The sequence below is a fragment of the Vagococcus sp. JNUCC 83 genome, from assembly GCF_053667615.1.
Map to the genome: position 1 here is coordinate 844,222 of NZ_CM132204.1, position 22,879 is coordinate 867,100.

Below are 22,879 nucleotides of genomic sequence, written 5' to 3' on the forward strand. Positions count from 1 at the left end.
TTGAATATGAAGCAAGAGATGATGGAGATTGTCAATCAAGTTGAATTAGCACCACGTATATTCGAAATGACGTTAAGAGGTGACTTAACAAAAGAGATGGTAACACCAGGTCAATTTATTCATATTCGTGTTCCAAGACAAGATTTACTGCTTAGAAGACCGATCAGTTTAGCAAAAGTCAATCATGATAATCAAACGTGTAAAATTATTTATCGTGTGGAAGGCGATGGAACCAAAGTCTTTAGCCAATGTCAGGTTGGAGAGAAACTTGATTGCTTAGGTCCCTTGGGCAATGGGTTTGATATTAGTATGGTAGAAGCTGATGATATTGTGTATGTCATAGGTGGAGGAATAGGTGTTCCTCCTCTTTATGAGTTAGGTCGTAGATTAAAAGAAAAGGGTGCGACTATTTATTTTTTGAATGGATTTGCCTCAAAAGATGTGATGTATTATGAAAAAGAATTTAGTGATCTAGGACAATTACGTATCGCAACAGATGATGGCTCATATGGAACAAAAGGTCATGTTGGAATGTTAATAGATGAGGTGACAGATACTGTTGGAAAACCTAAAGCAATCTATGCATGTGGTGCGCCAGGTTTACTTAGAGCAGTAGAAAATAGCTTTATAGATCATCCTCATGTCTACCTTTCAATGGAAGAGAGAATGGCATGTGGCGTGGGTGCATGCTATGCCTGTGTTTGTCAATCTAAAAAAGACCCTAACATCAATAAAAAAGTTTGTGATGAAGGGCCGATATTTAAAGCTGGAGAGGTGATAATATGAGTCGATTAAGCGTAACTATACCCGGTTTAGAGTTAAAAAATCCTATTATGCCAGCAAGTGGCTGTTTTGGTTTTGGTGATGAGTATGCGAAGTACTTTGATTTAAGTAAACTAGGCGCTATCATGGTTAAAGCAACAACCGCTGACATGCGTTATGGTAACCCCACGCCGCGTGTCGCGGAAACACCAAGTGGGATGTTAAATGCGATTGGGTTGCAAAATCCTGGTTTAGATACAGTGATGACGAAGCAATTACCCTCTTTAGAAAAATATGATGTGCCAATCATTGCAAACGTGGCTGGCTCAACAGTGGATGATTACAAACGTGTGTGTGAAAAAATCGGCGACGCACCAAACGTTAAAGCTATTGAATTAAATATTTCTTGTCCCAATGTTAAAGAAGGTGGCATTGCTTTTGGAACAAACGCTAAGGTAGCAGCTGAGCTGACTGCAGCAGCTAAATCTGTGGCAAGTGTCCCTGTATATATCAAATTATCTCCCAATGTGACAAGTATTGTGCCAATCGCTAAAGCAGTAGAAGAAGCTGGAGCAGATGGTATCACAATGATTAATACATTATTAGGTATGAGAATTGATCTAAAATCCAGAAAACCAGTTCTTGCTAATGGAACAGGAGGATTATCAGGTCCAGGAATTAAACCTGTGGCTATTAGAATGATTCATGAAGTGTCACATGCAGTAGATATCCCTATTATTGGTATGGGAGGCGTGTCAACGGTTGATGATGCTATCGAAATGTACCTAGCTGGCGCAAGTGCTGTAGCAGTTGGAACAATGAACTTTACAGACCCATACATTTGTCCAAAATTAATCGATGAATTGCCTAACAGAATGGATGAATTAGGAATAGAATCAATCGAACAACTAATTAGAGAAGTGAAAGAGGGCAGACAATGAGAGAAAAAAGACCAGTTATTGCTTTAGACTTACCAAGTAAAAAAGCCATTGAATTATTTTTAGCTAATTTTCCTAAAGAAGAATCACTTTATGTTAAAGTAGGGATGGAATTATTTTATCAAGAGGGACCAAGTATCGTGACATGGTTGATTAGTATGGGGCATGATGTCTTTTTAGATTTAAAGTTACATGATATTCCAAATACCGTGTATTCTGCGATGAAAGGATTGGCTAAACTTGGTGTCTCTTTAACGAATGTTCATGCTGCTGGTGGCAAAGAGATGATGGAAGCAGCGTACAAAGGATTAAAAGAAGGGACCTCTAACGGACAATCTGTTCCTAAATTAATCGCAGTCACTCAATTAACCTCAACCAGTGATGAACAGGTCAAAGAAGAACAACTCATTTCTGTTGGCTTAAATCAAAGTGTGCGTCATTATGCGGTATTGACTCAGCAATCTGGATTGGATGGTGTTGTATGCTCGGCTCATGAAGCAAAAGACATTAAAACTCATACGAGCCAAGACTTTGTTTGTCTAACACCAGGTATTCGTTTAGCTAGTGATGAGGTAGGCGACCAAAAACGTGTGATGACACCAAGTAAAGCAAGAGAAAATGGGGCAACGTATATCGTTGTTGGAAGACCGATTACACAAGCTGAAAATCCCTATGATGCTTATTTAGAAATAAAAAAACAATGGAATGGAGAAATAAATTAATGAAACAAGTTGCTAAAGAATTACTCTCAATTAAAGCCGTATCTTTAAGTCCAAATGACCCTTTTACATGGGCAAGTGGTATCAAAAGCCCTATCTATTGTGATAATCGTTTAACGATGAGCTACCCTGATGTGCGTAAACAAGTCGCAAAAGGTTTAGCAAACTTAATTAAAGAAAATTATCCAGAGGTGGAAGTGATTGCTGGTACAGCGACTGCAGGGATTCCACATGCAGCTTGGGTAGCAGAAGAACTGGGGTTACCAATGGTCTATATTCGTGGAAAATCAAAAGATCACGGAAAGAAAAATCAAATCGAAGGACGCATTGATAATGGTGCGAAGATGGTGATTATTGAAGATTTGATTTCAACTGGTGGAAGTGTAATTGAAGCCTCAGAAGCGGCAAAACGTGAAGGTGCTGATGTTTTAGGAGTGGCTGCAATATTTACTTATCAGTTACCAAGTGGTGTTGAAAACTTTAAAGAAGCTAATTTATCATTTGATACACTAACAAATTACGACGAATTAATCGAAGTAGCCATTGAAAATGATTATATAACCGAGTCTGACCGATTGTTACTACAAGAATGGAAAAAAGATCCTGCTTCTTGGTTAAGCTAAAGAGATCAATTATAAACGCACATAGTATAAAGAAATAAGATACTCAAAGACTTTTTATTAGTATCTTATTTCTTTATACTTAGAATTGTTACCCATATGAATAAACATTATTACAACGACATTTTATAGCTATTAACATAACAAAAATATCCCAACAAAACGATATTCATAAAGCTACTAATAAAACAAAAAGCTACAATATACTAAATAAGTATTATAAAAAAGGTTAAATTTATAGTTGAAATGTTCAAAAATATATCGTATATTATACTGGAAAGTTATTCGTTGCACTTTAAAGTGAAATTAATCACAAATAATAATTATATGCGATAGTAAAAAAATAAACAAAGTTTTTTTAAAGGATTTATTATTAGTATTATATTGTTGTTTCGAATAATTTAATTATTTTTTGAAGGGAAGGATTAAATGTTTGAATTGAATAAGCCTCGTGCCTCATTTAAGGAGATATTTGTTAAAAGTATTTGGTTTGGAATAATTTCAGGTATGATTTCAGGCATGGTAAAAATTGGATGGGAAGCAATTTTACCACCTAGAACTATTGCAAGAAATTTAACCAACCCTCCTCAGCAAGTTATGGAATTATTTGGAGTACCTGAGTCATTGACTCATGCCTATGTATTGTATTCTGAGGATCAAAAAGTTTTTTGGTTTTCTTTGTGCTTACATTTCAGTTTTTCAATTGTGTTTTCTGCTTTATTTATTTTTGTTGCACAGTATTGGAAAAAAATTGCTCTTTGGCAAGGGGCCGCCTATGGAATTATTGTGTGGATTGTTTTTCATATTTTATTGATACCTGCAATAGGAGGCATGCCAGCACCTTGGAATCAACCATTTGATGAACATTTTTCTGAATTCTTTGGTCATATTGTTTGGGCATGGTCTATAGCAGCATGTACTTATTATTTAATAGGTAAAGATAAAAAAGGTAATCTTGAAAACATTTAAAGTAAGAAAAATAACATGTTTTTTTTAACGAAAATTCGTGGAAAGATTTCTTTGATAAGATGAAGGGTCACAAAAATGTGGCTCTTTTTTTGTGATCAATTATGGCAAGGTATTAAAAGGACGTTTTTACAGAGTTTTATAGTTGCATTATTAGATACTTTATTATTTAATAGATATACTATTTCATTTAGGAGGATTTATGGAAGAAAAATTAAAAAGAGTTTTAAGCATAATAATGAATGTTTTTCTAGCCATCTTAGCATTACTCATTGTTATTTATATGGGATTTGATTTAGTGAACATTTTTAAACTAATTTTTACACAAAATGATATGGGATCAATTGATTCAATTGCTGATTATATACTTGGTTTCTTCATGTTGTTTGAGTTTATTATTATGACGTTAAAATACATTGAGGATGCTCACAACGTTCCAATCAAATACCTTGTGCTGATTAGTATTACAGCGATTCTAAGACAGTTGCTTGTTGTCCATAACAACGGAGGGCAGACGTTACTTTTAACTATTGCGATTTTGACACTAACACTGACACTTTATTTACTTGAGTTAATTAAAGCGAAAGAAAAGATTAGAAAAAACAAATAACAAAGGATGGTGATGTTATGGGGTTAAATGATTACATAGCAGGTCTAAATAACTTAGAGAAAATCACTCGTGCACCTGGTTTCTTTAAGTTTACTGAACATACTGTGGCTGCACACTCATATCGAGTTGCTTCAATTGCCCAAGTGTTAGGAGATATTGAAGAATACAATGATGTAGAGATTGATTGGAAAAGTTTATATGAGAAGGCTTTAAATCATGACTATACAGAACGTTTTATTGGAGACATTAAAACACCTGTGAAATATGCCAATAAAGAATTACGTGGAATGCTACAGACAGTTGAAGAAAAAATGACCGATGAGTTTATCGCTCAAGAAATACCGGAAGAATTTCAAGCTATTTATCGTAGACGATTGTTTGAAGGCAAAGATGATACCGTAGAAGGGGAGATATTATCGATTGCTGATAAAGTTGATTTGTTGTATGAATCATTTGAAGAAATCGTCAAGAACAACCCAGAAAGTGTCTACAAAGAAATGTTTTTAGAAGCGGTTCAAACCATACAAGGATACAACCATCGTCCTTCAGTACAGTACTTTTTTGAAGAGATTTTTCCAGAATTATTTGATAAGCCATTTTATGGCAAAGAAGAATTTATCATTCAAGTCAATCGATATTTATAATAAAAACTGCTAATTATGATTAGGATAATTGGCAGTTTTTTATTATACTATAAGAGAAGACAATGATATTATCGCAAATGAAATAAAATAAAAAAGGAATGTTCCCACCATGACTACAAATAAATTTGTCTATCCACACCCAATCAATACATTTATTATTAAGCATTTAAAGTATACAGTTCAAGAATTTTGCGAACAATTTCAATACCCCCAGTCAACTGTAGCCACATGGGTGAGTCGAGAACGACGTATCGAGTCGTTGCCAGTGTCGTTTATTTATTCTTTATCACTAGCTACAGGAAAATCGATGGATTGGGTATATGAATCATTACTCGTATTACAAGAAGAGTATGATACTCATCGACAAGAACATAAAAGAACGAAAAAGCACATATAAAAACGAGTAAAATAGCTTACTCGTTTTTATTATCTAATTTAATTTTTCCTTCATAATCAGAAAGATTCAATCCTCTTAAGTGATTAATATCTGTGCCCGTTGAAATTCCAACACCTCGTGTGTCATCATATCCAATTCCACTGTAAAAAATATGATATGTATTGCCTTCTTTTAACATCGCACTACGATATAATCCTTTACCATCAAATCCTATACGTTTTCCTGAAGGGAAGATGATTGGTTTTAGTGTATCCCATGTTTTGTTATCCTTTTATTTAGAATAGTATAGGTTCATAACATGTCGGTCGGATAGTTTATACTCACCACTTGATTTAAATCCGACAACCACCATTTCGTAACCTAAATCAGTTTTTTGGACATCCAAATGCCAGTGATGCATGTTTTCTTCTTCGTACGGGACATTCACTTCGACTGGTTTACTCCATGTTTTACCATCTTTACTATCTCTAGTCCAAATTTTATATCCGTGTGCAACGTACCATACTTTATAACCGTTGTCATCTTTAATAAATACTGGTGATATCCAATCTTCTCCAGGTTTTGTTCCGTCAAAAACAATTTCTTTTGGTGTCCAAGATTTGCCATCTGTTGATGTTCGTTTGTAAATAATTGATTTTTTATTAATGTCATCGACATATCGCCAAAAAACTTCTAGTCGATTATTTTCTTTATCATAGAGAATATGTGTATCAGAATCATATTGCATAGGTGTATTATTCTCATTGAATTTCTCACTTTTTGGTTCATCTAAAGGATTTGCTTCATTAGGTATCCAAGAAACTAAGTCATTTGATTTAAAAACATGCGGGTTTTCATAGATAGCTTTTCCTTTTGGATAGGGTGTTACAGCCATCCAATACTTATAGCCATCTAGCGGCTTGTCAAGTGCGACAACAGATGGATGTGTTGCTTCTATACTCCCATAAACAGAAGGTAAAGTAAGTCTTTCTGTTGCATTTGCTTCTGTCTTAATCTTTCGTCCATTGTAAGTCACGATATTGCTATGATCAATCGTTCCTTTTTTTTATTGAATGTATTGTTTCAACGGATTATAAGTTAGTACACCACCTGCAACAATTAAGACAAGCATTAAACCATTTAATTTATTATTTTTTAGTTCCTTTTTAAACAGATAACGATAGATGAAATAAGATAATGCAAATACAGCTAAACTTATTCCAACTATAGCTAAAAGAACCGTTCTAAAACGTAACATAAAATACTATAACTCCTTTATTTTTTTAATCTCATTGATATCTGGGGTCACAAATAGTGTTTTTTGGTTTTCGTAAATCACAAATCCTGGTTTCGCCCCATTTGGTTTTTTAACATGTTTTACTGCCACATAATCAACAGGGACAGATGCTGACAAACGATATTTAGAGTAATACGCTGCAAGCAATGCTGCTTCAAGAAGTGTTTGTTCATTAGGATTGCTATTTTTTATAATGACGTGAGAACCAGGAATATCTTTCGTATGTAACCATATATCATTTTTGTTGGCAGTTTTTAGAGTGAGTTGATCGTTTTGGATATTATTTTTTCCAACAAAAATAGTATCGCCATCACTTGAAATAAATTGGAGTGGCTTCGATGGTTTGTTTTTTTGTTTTTTCTTATCTTTTGTTTTGTTTTTGATATATTTTTCGGCAATCAATTCTTCTCTAATCAGCTGCACATCACTAGGTGAAGCAATATCAAGCTGAGCTAAAACTGATTCTAAATAAAGTAGCTCATATTTTGCGATTGTTAGTTGCTCTTTAACGACTGCAACACCATTTTTTAATTTTTGATATCGTTGAAAGTATTTTTGCGCATTTTGGTTTGGTGTGAGAGCTTCATTTAAACTAATGGTAATTGGTGCATCATTATCATAATAGTTTGGCAACTCAACACTTGTTGCCCCACGTTTGACTTCATGTAAAAAAGTGGTTAATAGTTCGCCTTTAATACGATAAATTTCAGCATTATCTGCATCAACTAATTGTTTTTCTAAAAGTTTTGTTTTCTTATTTAATTTATTGATGTCATTAGTCACTTTTCTGATGAGTTCACCAGCTTGTTGTTTAACACGATCTTTTTCGGCTTTTCCTTCATAAAATGCATCTAACATATGACTCAGTGTATCAAAATCGAATAGAACATCGTCGTAAGTCTGATAACCAATAGGGGAGAATCGCTCTTTTTTATTGATTAAACCTATTGTGGGTTTGATATGGTTCTCCATCTCGTCAAAAAAATTCGTCCATGTTGTGACTTTATCTGTATCATGGTGTTTTAAACGATACACCAATTCATTAGCTGTGTCTGTTGCAAACCCTTCAAACTGCTGTTGAATAGCTTGTGGTGTGATGTCAGCCATGCTATTTAGCTCTCTAAATAAAATTTCTTTATCAACAGTCCAAGGATTTTGCGTATTTTTTAATGGGGGAGTGATGTAGTCTGCTCCCGGTAAAAGTAAACGGTAACTATTTTGACTCATTCCCACATGTTTAATGGTGTCGATGATTTTATTCGTCTTTTTATTGAGTAAAATGATATTACTGTGTCTTCCCATCAGTTCAACGATTAAAACGATGCTTTCTAAATCACCTAAATCATTGCGACTTTCAAATGAAAATGAAATAATTCGATCATTATTAGTTTGATGAATGTCCTGTAAAATGCTCCCTTCAAGGTATTTTCGCATCGTCATACAAAAATTTGGTGGGGTAGAAGGGTTTTGATATTTTATCGTTGTTAATTGAATTCTGGCGTAATTTGGATTAGCCGATAATAGTAAAGTATGATTTTTTTGATTGTTACGAAACACCAACATTAACTCATTATCATATGGTTGATGCACTTTTGACAATCGACCATTAATTAGTGCTTCTGATAATTCTTTTACCATCAAATGGGTAAATATACCGTCAAATGACATAATAAATCCTCCTTTTTCATTTCGAAATAAATAAGGAGAAACAACAATACATTTGTTATTTCTCCTTTCCTTTTAATTTGGTCCGTTTCCTTTAAACCAACCAGTTTTATCATTGATTGTGACAACATAAATAGGGAATTCTTCTGGCTTGCTATTTGGGAATAATTTTGAATTTTTTGTTGCATACAAGTCGTAGAACCCTACACCATTTTCGATGAATTTAGGGACTAATGTATAGCCACCTTCAACAACGTAGCCACGTTTAATCACTTCTGCAATCACTTTTTCCTGTATCCCTGCATTCCATGCCCATGCAGGATCAGATAAGTCAATTGTTGCATCTTGTCTTGTTCCCCAACGTCCACCGTTAGTTGATGGAGTAGATGAGCTGCCATTTTGAGTTGAATTCGTATTATTATTTTGTTGTGTATTTTTTTCTTCTTCAGCTTTAGCTGCCGCTACTTGTTCTTCTTCTTCTTTACGTTTTGCTTCTGCTTGTTTTTCTTGTTCATCAATCACTTTGCTAACGTCATCAAGGATTTTTTGATAGCGATCTTTTAATTCAGGATCTTTAATCGCAGAAAGTTGTTTGACCGCATCATTATAAACTTGTTTGCTTGGTTCACTGACGACTTTATCTTCACGGTATAGTTTTTCTAGCGTTGTCGTGAAGTCTTTAATCGAAGTCTTTTGATCTGTCGCATCTTTTATCGCTTCATTATAAAGTTTATCAAAAGCTGTTTCTTCTGGATCAATCGCTTTAACAGTTAATTTGCTATCATCTTTAACATACGCATCACTAATTAGTTGGTTTCCTTCGATAACAGGCTTTTTAAATGCTTCGTTAATAGCTGTTAATCGAGCGAACGTTTTAATCGCGTGTTGCATGCGTTCATTTAATTTATCATACTGCTCAGTGCCTTTAACTTCTTTTATTTTTTCTTCGGCATCAGTTATATCTTTTTGAGTAATTCCTTTTTTAAGAAAAACGTCGCCTTGATTTTTCATATATAAATTCTGAATAGCATCGTCAGCACTGTTTGTTAATTTTAAGGTTGTTTCTAATTCGTTTTGTTTTTTCTGAGAATTGTAGACATAGCCACCACCAAAAACGATTAACAGAACGATAATACCAACTAAAATTTTGTTTTTATTATTCTTTTTAGGAGGTTCGACAGGCAATGGTGTTTGTGTTTCTTTCACTCTTGACTGGATTGGTTCATCATGAGTTTCTATTTCTTCTTCGAACTCTGTTGAATCCGTTGAACTTGATTTTGGCTCCTGACTTTGGATACTTTCTTGAAAGACTTCAGTAGATTCGTTTGTTTCATCTCTAGTCTTATCTTCTTCAGTTATTTCCTCAGATTCTTCTTCAGATAAGTCATCTTCTAATCTTGTACGATGTTTGAATGTCGGAATAGAAGGAGTAGGTTCACTAGGTGTTTCTTTACTATATTTACTTGATTCAGTGTTATCATTTACCGTGTCATTTGTTATATTATTTTGTTCATCAATTGGGACAAATAAATCGCAGTTAGGACAATAAGTTTCTCCAGGTTTGAATACATGACCACAATTCGGACATTTTTTTATATTATTGGTCAAAAGAAATCGCTCCTTATTAGTTTGAATAATTATATTAACCTATATATTATAAACCATTAGAGGTAAAAATAGTAGTCAAAAACAAGAATCAATTTTATGAATCTCGTTATGTACTATTCTCAAAGTGTTAAATTTACGTTATAATGTTTCTAGAATACGTAAGGTGGGGAGTAGATGACTGAGTTAAAAGGGCGAGTAAAGCAACTTTTTCGTTCTCTAAAAAAAGTTAATTGGCTAGAAATGATTAAGAGTAATAAACAATTTATTATCATCATCAGTTTCATCACCGTTTTATTTTTAGTGGTGTCAGCGATTGTGTCTGCTGTCAGACCAAATATCAGAGAAAAACAATTAGATGCTATTACTGGTATTCAATCGGAGAATAAACAAGTTGTGCCGATAAAAGAAACTGATATTAAACAAGTATTTTCGGATAAAAGTTCTCATATCATTGCCATTATTGATTCAAAAAATAATCCAAGCATTAATCAAGTTGAAAAGCTTTTGACGAAAAAATCCCCATTAGTGACGATTGACTGGAAGATTGATTACATCCAACCAATCTATAATTTTTCAGATATTTCTAAGGATTATGGACTGAAAGCAAAAAATAATTTTATTGTGATGGAAGATGGAAAAGAAAAAGGACGTTATTCATTTAATACGTTAAAAGGTGGATTTGACACATTAGATGAAAAATTAGTCGATATTATCCAGCCAAAAATAGCTAGAAAAGAACCAAAACGAATCAAAGTTGCTCAAAAAGTAGATGAAAGTTTGACAAGCTCATCTTCAAACGATCAAACACGTAAAACAACAAAAGAAGTTTTTTTTGAATAATGATTGACACTATCAAAATTAAGATGTATTATGATAACAACTTAAAAGAGAAATGAGGAAATTGCCATGAAACAATCTATTGTAAATCAACTAAGTCACTTAAATAGAAAAACATGGCAAACTTGGCGTAGGTAGTTGTATGTGTACACTTAATTGAGTATAGATACGACTTTTAGAAAACATTCTAAAACAGTATCTATGCTAGTGAATAATCTATCTATTCTGCCGCATAGACGTACTATCTATGCGGTTTTTTTGTGATTAAACAAAGACAATAAACCGTAAAAAGGTTTATTGTCTTTTTATTTTTAGGAGGAAAACACGATGAAAAATAAACGATTAAAATACACGGTTTACATGATTCTAGTAGTTTTGGCAGTATTTTTTGTAATAGGATATAACAAACAAGAGGCTAAAGTTAAAAAAGAAATTCCAACAGTCGGGGTGTTGCAATTTGTTAGTCATCCATCTCTTGATTTAATCTACAAAGGGTTTGTAGAAGAAATGGCAAGACAGGGCTACAAAGATAAAGACACGTTGACCATAGATTTTCAAAATGGACAAGCTGATCAGAGTAAGCTCTCAAGTATGAGTCAACAACTCATCAGTAAAAAACCAGATGTCTTAGTGGGGATTGCCACACCAGCTGCTCAATCTTTGGCTAATCAAACAAAAGATATTCCTATTGTTTTAGGTGCTATTAGTGACCCTAAAGCAGCTGGATTAGTGAAAAATAATAATCATCCAGGAGGTAATATCACAGGGGTTAGTGATCAAGCCCCCGTTGAAGCTCAATTAAAACTTATGCAGCAACTTTTACCAAACCTAAAAACAATCGGTATCATTTATTCTTCTGCAGAGGATAATTCATTATCACAAGTGAATCGTTTTAAAGAGGTGGCTGAAAAAGAAGGCTTAACGATTAAAACATATTCTGTTCCATCAACCAATGAAATATCGCAAATGACTCATGTCATGACAGGAGAAGTTGATGCCATCTATACCCCAACAGATAACACTATTGCAAATGGTTTTCAAACGATTGTCTCAATCGCAGATGACGCGAAGATTCCTATTTTCCCATCGGTTGATACCATGGTAGAAGAAGGCGGTGTAGCAACCATAGGAATTAATCAATATGATTTAGGGGTGCAAACCGCTAAAATGGTGGCAGATATTTTAGATAAAAAAATCACAACAAAAGATACACCAATTTATACATTTGATACAGGGGATTTAGTAATCAATGAAGAAAAGGCTGCTAAACTAGGTATTAGCATACCAAATAACTTAAAAGAGGAGGCAAAAAAATGATAGTTTCAACGATTGGACAAGGGATATTATGGTCAGTACTTGGCTTAGGGATTTATTTAACATATCGTATTTTAGATTTTCCAGATTTAACAACTGAGGGGAGTTTTCCTCTGGGAGGCGCAATTTGCGTGACAGCCATTACAAGTGGTGTATCACCGATTATTGCAACGTTACTGGGCATGGTTGGAGGCATGTTGGCTGGGTTAACAACAGGACTTTTGTATACAAAGGGGAAAATACCTGTTATTTTATCAGGGATTCTTGTGATGAGTGCATTAAACTCTGTCATGCTATTTGTGATGAAGTCCCCCAATCTATCGTTATTAAATAAACCAAAACTATTTTCTTTATTCAATTTTGCCCATTTACCAGCAAACTTTGACGTGGTATTTATTGGATTAATCATTATAGCTATTGTTATTGGCTGTTTATTGAGTTTTTTAAATACTGATTTAGGTCAAGCTTATATTGCAACTGGAGACAATGAGATAATGGCAAAATCTTTGGGTATTCATACTGATAAGATGAAAATCTTAGGCTTAGTGGTTTCTAATGGGTTAATCGGTTTGTCAGGTGCATTAATTGCCCAAAGTGATGGGTATGCTGATGTCAACAAAGGGATTGGCGTCATTGTAATTGGTCTTGCATCTATTATTCTAGGTGAACTCTTATTTGGCGAATTGACTATGTTGGAACGCTTTATAGCTATTGTTGTGGGTAGTATTATTTATCAGCTACTTATTTTAGTCGTAATTAAGTTAAGTTTTGATACGACTTATTTAAAATTCTATTCATCAGTTATTTTAGGTATTTGTTTAATCATTCCTGAGCTGAGTAGAAAGTTCAGTACAGCAAAAGGAGGATCGTCAAATGACTAACGCATTAGAAATTAAAAATGGTGTCAAAACAATCTCAAATGGTCGTCACATTATGAATCATCTTAATCTTTTAGTAGAAACTGGGGACTTTATTACTATTTTAGGTGGAAATGGTGCAGGTAAGTCAACTTTATTTAATGCAATATCTGGCCAGTTGAGTTTAACTAGTGGGACAGTCACTATAAATGATGAAGATGTGACAACTAAAAGTGAAGTGTACCGTGCAAAATATATTGCCCGAGTATTTCAAGATCCTAAATTAGGAACAGCCCCACGAATGACTGTTGCAGAGAATTTGCTATTAGCAGAACTAAGAGGAAAGAAAAGAGGGCTTAAAAAACGTCAACTTTCTCAAAAAAAAGAAGCATTCTTTGAACAATGCTTAAAAATTGGTAATGGTCTTGAAAATCATTTAGATACACCAACTGGTAATCTATCAGGAGGGCAACGACAAGCATTAAGTTTATTGATGGCTACTATTCAAAAGCCTGATTTACTGTTACTTGATGAGCACACAGCTGCCCTTGATCCAAAAACAAGTAAACAACTAATGGCCTTAACTGAGAAGACCATCGCAGAAAATGATTTAACCTGTTTAATGATTACGCATCGTATGGAAGATGCTTTAAAATATGGCAATCGTCTGATTGTTTTAGATTCTGGTAGCATCAAGGAAGATTTTAATCAATTAAGTAAAAAAGAACTTGATATGACAGATTTATTAACATTTTTTGATGTGTTGTAAAAAAAGAGACCCTTTGTAGAGTCTCTTTTTTTATTTCAATGTGTCGTCAGCAATTTGAGCCAAAGTATCTCTTGATGGAATGAAAAACAACTGACCAAATAAAATATCAGAAAAACTGAGTAAAAAATCTGATTTATCAAGCATATTTTTTAACATTCCTTTAGTAACTGTCCAATGTCTAGAATAGCCAATAAAGTAGGTACCCGTTTGTCTCGATGCTGGATTAGAAAAAGGAACATTCATTCGAATAATTTTTTGTTCTTCACCATTTATATCAAATTTTGATGCAACATTATGAGCATTTTTAAATTTATCCTTATCTTCTAATTCAAGATCAGTAAATTTTTCTCGTCCAACAGCTTTTTCTTGATCTTCTGTGGCTAGCTGATTCCAACTATCCATGTTATGATGCCATTTTTGAGCAAATGCATATGAACCATTGATAAACTGACTATCTTCTTCACCAATTAACGCATACTCCGCAGCATCCTCCACAGCAGGGGCCTCAGTACCGTCGATAAAACCGATAATGGCACGTCCTTCAAAATAGCGAAAGCCTTTTGTTTCATCAACAACAGTGACATTATCTTTTAAAAATCGCATAAACTGAGTTTGTGCTTCATACACAACGGCTTCATTTTCTCCGCGGATATGGAAAAATAAATCTCCCGTTATCGCAGGCATTGAATATTTTTCGTTCTTTAACGTTTGATAGGTTTCCAGTTCTTTTGGTTTTTGTTTTCCCTCAAATAAGTAATCCCAAGCATCATTGCTAAATCCAATGGCGACTTTTAAACCAGATTCAGCCGTTAAACTAGCATCTCTGATTCTTAGAGATCGAATAATCGCTTGAGATCTATCTACAAACGAGCTGATTATCTCCTTATCTAATTCTCTATTTTTTCGATTTAATTTTAAAATAGTAAATTGAACATGCTCACCAACATCTTTCCATACATCTTGCGCTTTACTAGGGTTTATAGGCATAATAATCGTCCTTTCTAATGTCTCTTTATTATAATAATACGCCATTTATTGTAAAACTAAAAATAAAAACAAAAAAACCAATGACATTTACTATGCACTGGTTTAACTTGATTATTTTTTGGGGATTAATTTAATGATCACATCAGTATTTTCTACACTGTCAACAGGCGTTAAAATAATATCTTTTCCATCCTTTTCCATTTTAAAGACCCCGTTAATATCTAATTGGTCTGTTTTTAAGGTGATTTCATCATCTTCAATTGAGTAGCGAGAAACTGTATCGGTGTTATTTGATAATTGTTTGGCAAATTTTTTATAGAGTTCGTCGCCAACATAATCTTTGTCTTTTTTATTAAATGACTTAGTATCAAGCTTTGAGATTAATTTATCATGGTCAAATCTGACACTTAGGGGAGGTAGTTGTTGATCAGACTCCCTAATTAATGTCCAATCACGTTTAGTTAACTCTTGTTGGTAAGTTAACGGACTACAAGCAACCAAAAAGAGACTCGCAATGATCATTATGACCGCTGATTTGATATATTTCATTATCATTCCTCCGAATCGTTAGATACGTATAAAAATATTTTTACATGTATACTATATCATAAATTTGAGAGATATTGTGAGCATATAAATCATAAATAAAAAGGAAATCGCAATAATATATCCTTTTTTATACACAAACGTGATATCACAAAAAGTTAGACTAGTATTAATTTTAATATTCTATGATATAATAGCACTAAATTATATTAGTAAGGCGTGATTTTTTTGACAATTGCTTTGAAACAAATTGAACAACTATTAAAACAGGAAAATTTATTAAAAGAATTTACATACAATCATTCATGGTACTATAATCTACCAGTGGATGATGATATCTTAACATCTTTGTCTTATGACTCTAGAAATGTTTCAAAAGACACATTGTTTTTTTGTAAAGGGGCTGGATTTAAGGAAGAGTACTTAAAAGATTCCATTCATCGTGGCTTAAAAATTTATGTTTCTGAAACACCTTTCGAGGTTCCTGCATACCTTGGTATTATCGTGACAGATATACGAAAAGCAATGGCGATTTTGAGTATGGCTTTTTATGACTACCCACAAGAAAAATTAAAGTTAGTCGCATTTACGGGGACAAAAGGAAAAACAACGTCTGCTTATTTTCTAAAATACATGCTAGATGAGTTTAATCAACAAAAAACAGCGATGCTTTCAACGATGAATTCAACGCTTGATGGAAAAACATATTTTAAATCTCATTTAACCACACCTGAATCACTTGATTTGTATCGAATGATGCATGAAGCAGTGAAACATGGTATGAGTCATTTAGTGATGGAAGTATCTTCTCAAGCATATAAACTTAATCGTGTGTATAATCTTCGTTTTGATGTGGGAATTTTTCTAAACATTTCACCTGATCATATTAGTCCGATTGAACACCCAACGTTTGATGATTACTATTATTGTAAGAGACAATTAATCAGTCATTCAAAAACGTTTATTGTTAATTTAGATACAACTAATGTCACGTTAATTTTAGAAGAAGCAAAAGACAAAAAGATTCCAACTTTAACCTATAGTGCGACCAATCAAGCGGCTGACTATTACTGGGAAAAAGGACAAGATGATTCGACGCGTTTTACTGTAAAAAGTGCACAGGATAAGTTGTCACTGTGCGCTACTTACCAATTAGGTCTAATGGGTGATTTTAATAAAGACAACGCCTTAGCAAGTATTATGGCAGCCAGATTACTAGATGTGCCCGTTGAAATATGTCAAAAGGGATTAAAAAAAGCCATTGTTCCTGGTCGAATGGAGCAACTAACTCAAAAAAATGGTTCAACGATTTATATTGACTATGCCCATAATAAAGTGAGTTTAACCAGTTTATTGTCATTTGCAAAAAGTGAACATAATAACGGACGAATTATTACTGTTATAGGAAGTACAGGAGATAAAGCAATTTCCAGACGTAAAGACTTTGGTGACGTACTAAATGAGTATACAGATGTAGTGGTTCTAACATCTGATGATCCTGGGTATGAAAACCCAAAAACTATCGCCGAAGAAATCAGTCGCTATATTGTCAATGAGTCTGTAGAACAAATCATTGAACTAGATAGAGAAAAAGCAATAAAACTGGCACTTGATATGGCTCGTCCAGAAGATACTGTTATCTTGGCAGGAAAAGGGCGAGATTTATACCAAAAAATAGAGGGTAAAGATGTTCCTTATTTAGGTGACTTTACAATCACTGAATCCAATATAACGAATCAACAATAAATTTATTATGTTAACCAAATAAGGCTAGTTAGAATTTAATTTCTAATTAGTCTTATTTTATTGCGTTTATTCTATGATAAAAGTATGAAACACATGATCTTTTAGAGAAACTTCCTTACAATAGCTAGAAAGCAAGTTTATGATGATTTAATATATTATATTATTAGATAGCACGTGGAGGGAAAAGCGATGATGGATCAGTCAGAAGAAAAGAAAATAGAAACACTTGGAGCATTTGAAATTAGTAAAAAAATGGTTGAACTGGCTAAAGAAAATAGTAAAGGAAATCCTTACTTAAATGCAGGACGCGGAAACCCAAATTGGATAAACAAAAAGGCAAGACTAGCTTTTTCAAGACTAGTAGAATTTGGTATTGAAGAATCAGAAAGAACCATCTCTGAAGGAGATTTAGTTGGGTATACTGAGTTAGAGGGGATTGCTAATCGATTTAAACAATTTCTATCTCCTGATAATAATGATACGGATGCTTTTTTGATGACTTGTTTAGAGTATTTATCACAAGATTTACATTTAGTATTAGATGAGGTAATCAAAGAATTTGTTGATGGGGTATTAGGTAATTTGTATCCTTCACCGAATCGCGTGTTAAAACACACAGAAATTATCATAAATCAATACTTACAAAGTGTGTTATATCATGGAATTGATTTAGCACAAGACACCACATTATTTCCGACAGAAGGAGGAAGTGCTGCAATTGTTTACACGTTCCAATCATTGAAAGAAAATAAATTAATTCATCCTGGTGATAAAATAGCCATTAACACACCTATTTTTACGCCTTATCTACAAATTCCAATGTTAAATGATTATGAATTAGTTGAGGTAGACTTGTCTTCAAAAGAAGAAAACAATTGGGAAATGAATCCAATGACTATTAAACAATTAAATGACCCCGATTTAAAAGCTTTTTTCTTAGTTAATCCAAGTAACCCAGGTTCAAAGGCTCTAAGTGAAAAAAGCTTAATGGCGATTAAACAAGCCGTTGAGAATAATCCCAAATTGATGATAATTACAGATGATGTTTATGGCACATTTGTCGATGATTTTCAAACAGTCTATTCTGTGGTACCTCATAATACATTACTAGTTTATTCATATTCAAAATTATTTGGTGCTACTGGATGGCGATTAGGAGTCATTGCTCTTCATAAAGAGAATGTTTTTGATACATTAATAGCAGAACTATCAGAGGAAGAGTCTGCCGAACTCGACAAACGTTATAATCTAGTGGTGTTGGATACTGAAAAAATGAGTTTTATTGATCGCATGGTAGCAGATAGCCGCTCGATTGGACTTTATCATATAGCTGGGTTATCTACGCCGTCACAAATCATGGAAGCATTGTTTAGCTTGACTCATTTGGTAATCAGCGATACAACTGATAAATACATTGAATCATCAAAGAAATTAATTAATGAGCGCTATGAAAATCTTCATACAGCTCTAAATTATCAAACAGATGAAAGTCAGAAAAACGCTAAGTATTATTCGATGATTAACATTTATGAATTAGCTGAGAAAAAATACGGAACAGACTTTAAGAAATTTCTTATGACACACTATGAGCAAATCGATTTTTTAGTTAATCTCGCAAAAAAAAATGGCATTGTGCTCATGGATGGGGTTGGATTTGGTGCTAATCCAGGTGATTTAAGAGTTTCTGAAGCAAACTTACCAACAGATGATTATCAAAAGATTGGTGAACAAATGTTGGAATTATTAAATGATTACTACCAAACATTTAAACAAGATAAGAGGCTGACCCAAAAATCTTAAAATAGAAAAATCCCATGAAATCAGTTTATTAAAACACTGACTTCATGGGATTTCTGTTTTGTTAGTTTAGTGATTTTCATTTAAAAACTTACTTTTGGGTCAGCCTCTTGTTATTCAAGTCATTTAGGTGAATACGTGTCACGCTATCTTCATATGATGTTAATCGATTGATTTGTTGCAATAGAAGAAGTATCCAACTAAACGCCAAACCAAACGCAATAATTTCAAAAACAGTTAATGATAAATAACCCACTGTTTCAAATAAAAAATTAGCAAGAACTAGAAAAACAGCAATAGCATAGGACACGACTAAAAACTCTTTGGTCACTTTTGGTAGGAGCCATTTAATACCAATAATTAATAAAATTATGAGAAAAATCAATAAATTAGCTGCTCTGTCGTGCATTTGGTGCCATACTCCTTTATTATTTGGAAAGAAACCAACCCCACCAAGAGACACGGACAAGACAGTCATCAAAACACGTAAAATGGTAATATTTATACCAGTAAAGTCATGATTTTTTAGATTGACAAACAAATAGTCAACTAAAGCAATCATTAATAAAGAAGCTAAGATCAACGTTAAATTAAATGGCCAACTCCGCATAGCATCATTTGTTCCTAAGTAGCTAAAGTTGTATTGCCACCATTTGCTCTGACTATTGGTTAGCATTGCAAAAAATACGCCACCAATAATAACTGCAATCAAAAGAGACACAATCATTGAAGAAGTGAAAATATTAGCTGAATAAATCATATAATAGTTAATGACACAAGCAAAAAATAGAAAAAGAGCACTGGCAGTATAAACATCTAAAGTTGCGCCAACAAATAATTTACTCATCATCCAAAAGAAAGCTGATAATAGTAAAGCAAGTGCTACGGTAAATGAAAAAATAATCGTCGGCACATTTCGCCAATAAATATCCTGTGTGGATTGATTTTTTGGATTTTTTTTACCTTTAATGAAAAAATACGTAAAAGATACCATGCCACTAATTAATCCTAAAGTAATTAAATGACTGGCAATAGAAAAATTGCCCGTTAATGGAATTTGAGTAAGTCCTTTTTTTATAATCGAGTAAAAAAATAGAACTGTAACAATCATCGATGGGTAGATAAAATACTTTAGTGAAATGGATTCATTGTTTTTAATCGTTGTAGGCCTTTCGATAATCAGACGATTCGCCTCTTTTTTTATCTGAATAGTACCAGTTTCATCTTTAACATCATCTAGTAAAGAAGCAGGTAAATCAACTGTATATGTTTTTTTTGACATAGTACGCCTCCTTTATATCATTCCTTCATAAGGATTAGTATATCAAATAAGTAGACATAAAAACATTTAAAAAGCCATTCAACCACGTGAATGACTTTACGTTGTCCATAGATCATTGATAGCTTCTCGTTTTTCTTCATCAACAATATGGGTATATATGGCAGTCGCACTTGTTCCAGTTTGACCTAGTTGATGCGAAACTGTCAGTAGACTATTCGTTTTTTTATAAAGTTGTGTACCAACTGTATGACGCAATTTATGCGGAGTGACTCTCACTTTAAATGCTTCACTGTATTTTCCGACAAGTTTTTCAACGGTCGATTGATCAATTTGTTGAGACGTACCACGATAATAGGATAAAAATAAGCTTTTTTCTGTCTCGCTAGGCTGATAAAGTTGTGAGCGTTGCTCGAGATAACTCACAATATATGGCATGAACACAGATGATATCATTGTCGTATCCTTAAATCCACCTTTACGAATCACTGTAGCTTCCATATTTAACACATCTAAGTCTGACACTTTCATGTTTACTAGCTCTGATAAACGAATACCAGTACCTAAAAATAAGGAAATAATAGCAATATCTCTGATTTTATTTCTTCTAAAAGCATGTTTTGCTTGGTGACTAGACAGTAAATTCTCATACGTTTCATCAATAAAAGAGATAAATTCAAGTGATTCATCACCAATGAATAATTTATTCTCAATCGATCGTGAACGATCTTGAAGTGTTCGTCCAGTTTTTACATTATCCACTTTTTCCATAATATTAATGGCTATATATGGTTGGCCATGCTCATCTGATGTTTGTAGTGATAAAAAATGAAACAATGATTTTAAAGCAGTAATGGATCGTTGAATACTGACATAACTTCTCAGTTGTCCATCAGATGTTGTCCCAAGGCGAGGAGAGGATAAAAGAAATCCTTTATATAACTCAACATCCTCGTAAGATAGCTGTCTTAGCTCAGAGAGAGAAATTTGAGCAGGGGAGCTTTCAATGCGTGATTCTTTAGCAAGCCATTCAAAAAAACGACGAAACTCTTTTGAGTACTCGTATAGAGTTGTGATTGAATAGGGGACAATCCGCTTTTTCTGTATGTATTCTTTTACAAAAAAGGGAAGAGTTGATAATTCTTGTTCTAATCTATTAATTAATTTTTCCTGTGACATAAAATAACCTCCAAACATATGTTTGTTTTAATAATATGCTTATTTTATAATAATGTCAATAAAATATAATTTATTGATGTTTTTTATATAAATATGTCTATGTTTCAAGAAAGATAATACTTTCAAGAAACATAAAAATAAGAGAGAACACATTCTTGTTGTATTGGTATATAACAGATAAACTAAGTCAGATATATAATTTAGATAATTAAATATATTTTTCATTCATTATAAATAACAATATATTTTGATAGTATTTTTAGTCATTATTAATGATGCTTAGTTAATTGATTCATTTTGTTAATCAATTTGGTTACAATGTATTGGATCATAACTGTAGTAAGATGCTAAGATAAATGAATTATTCAAATAAATATCATCAGATATATCAGTGAAATTTAGTGACATGAGCTGTAGATACCTTTAATCAACTATGATTATGTATCAAAAATTAACTTCGTTTAATATATATTATGTAAACCAATTAAAAATAATTTATCTATCAGTAAGATAGTTAGCTCTTCTCTTTCTCTTTCTCTTTGACTAAATAAAAAGTTCTAAAGGTTTATTTAGCCCTTAGAACTTTTTAGGAATCACAGTAAACTGTTCATCAGTTAGTTTAATGACATCCACACTGTGATCATAAAATTCTGTTAAGATATCTGGTTTAAATAAATCTGATTTTAATCCTTGTGCAAATATTTGACCTTGTTTAAGCAATAATACGTGATCCACACTGGTTGGTATTTCTTCAATATAATGAGTTACAACAATTAATCCTTTAGTCGTCTTGTTAGATGCTAGTTGGTTAATTTGAGACAGAATAAACTCCCTAGCAAATAAATCTAGTCCATTACATGGTTCGTCGAAAATCAATAACTCTGGTTGAGCCATCAATGCTCTAGCAATTAACACAAGTTGTTGTTGACCCTGTGACAAGACACCAAATTTCTTTCCAATAATCAAAGTGCCACCAAGGTTAATTAGTATATCTTTTGCTAACTGTTTATCTTCAGCTGTGGTTTTCTCCCAAATACCGATACTTGCAAACTTTCCACTTAGCACAATATCCTCGGCAACATCATATGGTCTGATACGTTGTTTTATATCTGAGCTGATCCATCCGATTTTCTTTTTTAAGTCTGGAATGGAAGTGTTACCAAATGTTTCGCCTAAAATCGTTAACTGTCCACTTGATGGCCAGTCGTAACCAGTGATTAACTTCAATAAAGTGGTTTTACCAGAGCCATTAAGTCCTAATATCGCCCAGTTTTCATCTTTTCTCATTTGCCAGTCTATGTGTTGTAGTATGGGGTGCTTCTCTCTAATAAATGACACGTTTTGACAATTTATTAACATTTAT

General features: G+C 33.2%; 24 protein-coding genes. 14 read left to right on the forward strand and 10 right to left on the reverse strand.

Features of this window, described 5'->3' with window-relative positions:
• Positions 1-6 precede the first annotated feature (6 nt).
• The 8 genes from JNUCC83_RS03925 (at position 7) to JNUCC83_RS03960 (ending at position 5,656) form a co-directional block, all read left to right on the forward strand.
• Complete coding sequence (locus JNUCC83_RS03925; RefSeq protein ID WP_454460919.1) at positions 7-786, forward strand: dihydroorotate dehydrogenase electron transfer subunit; 780 nt, start codon at positions 7-9, stop codon at positions 784-786.
• Positions 783-1,703 (forward strand): dihydroorotate dehydrogenase, encoded by a 921-nt coding sequence (locus JNUCC83_RS03930; RefSeq protein ID WP_454460920.1) that lies wholly within the window; start codon positions 783-785, stop codon positions 1,701-1,703. Before JNUCC83_RS03925 ends, JNUCC83_RS03930 begins: the two co-directional genes overlap by 4 nt.
• Positions 1,700-2,422 carry an orotidine-5'-phosphate decarboxylase gene (gene pyrF, locus JNUCC83_RS03935; protein WP_454460921.1) on the forward strand — a complete coding sequence of 241 codons (723 nt, stop codon included), beginning with the start codon at positions 1,700-1,702 and terminating at the stop codon, positions 2,420-2,422. Before JNUCC83_RS03930 ends, pyrF begins: the two co-directional genes overlap by 4 nt.
• Positions 2,422-3,042, forward strand: coding sequence for an orotate phosphoribosyltransferase (gene pyrE, locus JNUCC83_RS03940; RefSeq protein ID WP_454460922.1), 621 nt, complete (start codon positions 2,422-2,424; stop codon positions 3,040-3,042). Before pyrF ends, pyrE begins: the two co-directional genes overlap by 1 nt.
• A gap of 426 nt (positions 3,043-3,468) precedes the next feature.
• Positions 3,469-4,008 (forward strand): YagU family protein, encoded by a 540-nt coding sequence (locus JNUCC83_RS03945; protein WP_454460923.1) that lies wholly within the window; start codon positions 3,469-3,471, stop codon positions 4,006-4,008.
• Between the two features lie 199 nt (positions 4,009-4,207).
• Positions 4,208-4,615, forward strand: coding sequence for a phosphate-starvation-inducible PsiE family protein (locus JNUCC83_RS03950; protein WP_454460924.1), 408 nt, complete (start codon positions 4,208-4,210; stop codon positions 4,613-4,615).
• Between the two features lie 17 nt (positions 4,616-4,632).
• On the forward strand, positions 4,633-5,259 hold the full coding sequence (locus JNUCC83_RS03955; RefSeq protein ID WP_454460925.1) for a YfbR-like 5'-deoxynucleotidase: 627 nt from the start codon (positions 4,633-4,635) through the stop codon (positions 5,257-5,259).
• A gap of 109 nt (positions 5,260-5,368) precedes the next feature.
• The gene (locus JNUCC83_RS03960) at positions 5,369-5,656 is read left to right on the forward strand and encodes a helix-turn-helix domain-containing protein (RefSeq protein WP_454460926.1); all 288 of its coding nucleotides are present in this window, start codon (positions 5,369-5,371) and stop codon (positions 5,654-5,656) included.
• Between the two features lie 16 nt (positions 5,657-5,672).
• On the opposite strand, the gene JNUCC83_RS03965 is transcribed toward JNUCC83_RS03960, so the two are convergent.
• From JNUCC83_RS03965 to JNUCC83_RS03985, 5 genes are all read right to left on the reverse strand, one after another.
• Positions 5,673-5,834, reverse strand: a complete 162-nt coding sequence (locus JNUCC83_RS03965) for a hypothetical protein (RefSeq protein ID WP_454460927.1) — start codon at positions 5,832-5,834, stop codon at positions 5,673-5,675.
• 93 nt (positions 5,835-5,927) lie between these two features.
• Positions 5,928-6,671: a hypothetical protein gene (locus JNUCC83_RS03970; protein ID WP_454460928.1), complete on the reverse strand. Its 744-nt coding sequence runs from the start codon at positions 6,669-6,671 to the stop codon at positions 5,928-5,930.
• A gap of 30 nt (positions 6,672-6,701) precedes the next feature.
• On the reverse strand, positions 6,702-6,893 hold the full coding sequence (locus JNUCC83_RS03975) for a hypothetical protein (RefSeq protein WP_454460929.1): 192 nt from the start codon (positions 6,891-6,893) through the stop codon (positions 6,702-6,704).
• A 6-nt stretch (positions 6,894-6,899) separates the two neighbouring features.
• A complete protein-coding gene (locus JNUCC83_RS03980; RefSeq protein ID WP_454460930.1) occupies positions 6,900-8,600 on the reverse strand; it encodes an NFACT RNA binding domain-containing protein in 1,701 nt (566 codons plus the stop codon).
• Between the two features lie 72 nt (positions 8,601-8,672).
• On the reverse strand, positions 8,673-10,205 hold the full coding sequence (locus tag JNUCC83_RS03985; protein ID WP_454460931.1) for a cell division site-positioning protein MapZ family protein: 1,533 nt from the start codon (positions 10,203-10,205) through the stop codon (positions 8,673-8,675).
• Positions 10,206-10,379: 174 nt separating this feature from the next.
• Between JNUCC83_RS03985 and JNUCC83_RS03990 the strand changes: the two genes are divergently transcribed.
• From JNUCC83_RS03990 to JNUCC83_RS04005, 4 genes are all read left to right on the forward strand, one after another.
• Entirely contained in the window at positions 10,380-11,045 is a 666-nt protein-coding gene (locus JNUCC83_RS03990; RefSeq protein ID WP_454460932.1) for a hypothetical protein, read from the forward strand.
• A 324-nt stretch (positions 11,046-11,369) separates the two neighbouring features.
• Positions 11,370-12,359 carry a tryptophan ABC transporter substrate-binding protein gene (trpX, locus tag JNUCC83_RS03995; protein WP_454460933.1) on the forward strand — a complete coding sequence of 330 codons (990 nt, stop codon included), beginning with the start codon at positions 11,370-11,372 and terminating at the stop codon, positions 12,357-12,359.
• Complete coding sequence (locus tag JNUCC83_RS04000) at positions 12,356-13,237, forward strand: ABC transporter permease (RefSeq protein ID WP_454460934.1); 882 nt, start codon at positions 12,356-12,358, stop codon at positions 13,235-13,237. The genes trpX and JNUCC83_RS04000 overlap by 4 nt, the downstream gene beginning before the upstream one ends.
• Positions 13,230-13,982 carry an ABC transporter ATP-binding protein gene (locus JNUCC83_RS04005; protein WP_454460935.1) on the forward strand — a complete coding sequence of 251 codons (753 nt, stop codon included), beginning with the start codon at positions 13,230-13,232 and terminating at the stop codon, positions 13,980-13,982. The genes JNUCC83_RS04000 and JNUCC83_RS04005 overlap by 8 nt, the downstream gene beginning before the upstream one ends.
• Positions 13,983-14,012: 30 nt before the next feature.
• Here the strand turns inward: JNUCC83_RS04005 and JNUCC83_RS04010 are convergent, their stop codons facing one another.
• Both JNUCC83_RS04010 and JNUCC83_RS04015 read right to left on the reverse strand, forming a co-directional pair.
• The gene (locus JNUCC83_RS04010; protein WP_454460936.1) at positions 14,013-14,969 is read right to left on the reverse strand and encodes a Dyp-type peroxidase; all 957 of its coding nucleotides are present in this window, start codon (positions 14,967-14,969) and stop codon (positions 14,013-14,015) included.
• Positions 14,970-15,080: 111 nt separating this feature from the next.
• Entirely contained in the window at positions 15,081-15,518 is a 438-nt protein-coding gene (locus tag JNUCC83_RS04015; protein ID WP_454460937.1) for a hypothetical protein, read from the reverse strand.
• Positions 15,519-15,743: 225 nt separating this feature from the next.
• On the opposite strand from JNUCC83_RS04015, the gene JNUCC83_RS04020 reads away from it, so the two are divergent.
• Both JNUCC83_RS04020 and JNUCC83_RS04025 read left to right on the forward strand, forming a co-directional pair.
• Positions 15,744-17,261, forward strand: coding sequence for a UDP-N-acetylmuramoyl-L-alanyl-D-glutamate--L-lysine ligase (locus JNUCC83_RS04020; RefSeq protein ID WP_454460938.1), 1,518 nt, complete (start codon positions 15,744-15,746; stop codon positions 17,259-17,261).
• Between the two features lie 192 nt (positions 17,262-17,453).
• The gene (locus JNUCC83_RS04025) at positions 17,454-19,061 is read left to right on the forward strand and encodes a bifunctional aspartate transaminase/aspartate 4-decarboxylase (RefSeq protein WP_454461325.1); all 1,608 of its coding nucleotides are present in this window, start codon (positions 17,454-17,456) and stop codon (positions 19,059-19,061) included.
• An 88-nt stretch (positions 19,062-19,149) separates the two neighbouring features.
• On the opposite strand, the gene JNUCC83_RS04030 is transcribed toward JNUCC83_RS04025, so the two are convergent.
• From JNUCC83_RS04030 to JNUCC83_RS04040, 3 genes are all read right to left on the reverse strand, one after another.
• Complete coding sequence (locus tag JNUCC83_RS04030; protein WP_454460939.1) at positions 19,150-20,340, reverse strand: DUF998 domain-containing protein; 1,191 nt, start codon at positions 20,338-20,340, stop codon at positions 19,150-19,152.
• A 96-nt stretch (positions 20,341-20,436) separates the two neighbouring features.
• The gene (xerS, locus tag JNUCC83_RS04035; RefSeq protein ID WP_454460940.1) at positions 20,437-21,516 is read right to left on the reverse strand and encodes a tyrosine recombinase XerS; all 1,080 of its coding nucleotides are present in this window, start codon (positions 21,514-21,516) and stop codon (positions 20,437-20,439) included.
• A gap of 576 nt (positions 21,517-22,092) precedes the next feature.
• Positions 22,093-22,875, reverse strand: a complete 783-nt coding sequence (locus tag JNUCC83_RS04040; RefSeq protein ID WP_454460941.1) for an ABC transporter ATP-binding protein — start codon at positions 22,873-22,875, stop codon at positions 22,093-22,095.
• Between the last annotated feature and the right edge of the window lie 4 nt (positions 22,876-22,879).

Excerpts from the sequence above, each read along its gene's own strand:
- pyrF (WP_454460921.1), top strand. The coding sequence starts at position 1,700 with ATGAGAGAAAAAAGACCAGTTATTGCTTTAGACTTACCAAGTAAAAAA.
- JNUCC83_RS03960 (WP_454460926.1), top strand. The coding sequence starts at position 5,369 with ATGACTACAAATAAATTTGTCTATCCACACCCAATCAATACATTTATT.
- JNUCC83_RS04040 (WP_454460941.1), bottom strand. The coding sequence starts at position 22,875 with ATGTTAATAAATTGTCAAAACGTGTCATTTATTAGAGAGAAGCACCCC.
- trpX (WP_454460933.1), top strand. The coding sequence starts at position 11,370 with ATGAAAAATAAACGATTAAAATACACGGTTTACATGATTCTAGTAGTT.
- JNUCC83_RS03990 (WP_454460932.1), top strand. The coding sequence starts at position 10,380 with ATGACTGAGTTAAAAGGGCGAGTAAAGCAACTTTTTCGTTCTCTAAAA.
- JNUCC83_RS04010 (WP_454460936.1), bottom strand. The coding sequence starts at position 14,969 with ATGCCTATAAACCCTAGTAAAGCGCAAGATGTATGGAAAGATGTTGGT.
- JNUCC83_RS03925 (WP_454460919.1), top strand. The coding sequence starts at position 7 with ATGAAGCAAGAGATGATGGAGATTGTCAATCAAGTTGAATTAGCACCA.
- JNUCC83_RS03930 (WP_454460920.1), top strand. The coding sequence starts at position 783 with ATGAGTCGATTAAGCGTAACTATACCCGGTTTAGAGTTAAAAAATCCT.
- JNUCC83_RS04025 (WP_454461325.1), top strand. The coding sequence starts at position 17,454 with ATGGATCAGTCAGAAGAAAAGAAAATAGAAACACTTGGAGCATTTGAA.
- JNUCC83_RS04015 (WP_454460937.1), bottom strand. The coding sequence starts at position 15,518 with ATGAAATATATCAAATCAGCGGTCATAATGATCATTGCGAGTCTCTTT.
- pyrE (WP_454460922.1), top strand. The coding sequence starts at position 2,422 with ATGAAACAAGTTGCTAAAGAATTACTCTCAATTAAAGCCGTATCTTTA.
- JNUCC83_RS04005 (WP_454460935.1), top strand. The coding sequence starts at position 13,230 with ATGACTAACGCATTAGAAATTAAAAATGGTGTCAAAACAATCTCAAAT.
- JNUCC83_RS03955 (WP_454460925.1), top strand. The coding sequence starts at position 4,633 with ATGGGGTTAAATGATTACATAGCAGGTCTAAATAACTTAGAGAAAATC.
- JNUCC83_RS03975 (WP_454460929.1), bottom strand. The coding sequence starts at position 6,893 with ATGTTACGTTTTAGAACGGTTCTTTTAGCTATAGTTGGAATAAGTTTA.
- JNUCC83_RS04000 (WP_454460934.1), top strand. The coding sequence starts at position 12,356 with ATGATAGTTTCAACGATTGGACAAGGGATATTATGGTCAGTACTTGGC.
- JNUCC83_RS03965 (WP_454460927.1), bottom strand. The coding sequence starts at position 5,834 with ATGTTAAAAGAAGGCAATACATATCATATTTTTTACAGTGGAATTGGA.
- JNUCC83_RS04030 (WP_454460939.1), bottom strand. The coding sequence starts at position 20,340 with ATGTCAAAAAAAACATATACAGTTGATTTACCTGCTTCTTTACTAGAT.
- xerS (WP_454460940.1), bottom strand. The coding sequence starts at position 21,516 with ATGTCACAGGAAAAATTAATTAATAGATTAGAACAAGAATTATCAACT.
- JNUCC83_RS03945 (WP_454460923.1), top strand. The coding sequence starts at position 3,469 with ATGTTTGAATTGAATAAGCCTCGTGCCTCATTTAAGGAGATATTTGTT.
- JNUCC83_RS03950 (WP_454460924.1), top strand. The coding sequence starts at position 4,208 with ATGGAAGAAAAATTAAAAAGAGTTTTAAGCATAATAATGAATGTTTTT.
- JNUCC83_RS03980 (WP_454460930.1), bottom strand. The coding sequence starts at position 8,600 with ATGTCATTTGACGGTATATTTACCCATTTGATGGTAAAAGAATTATCA.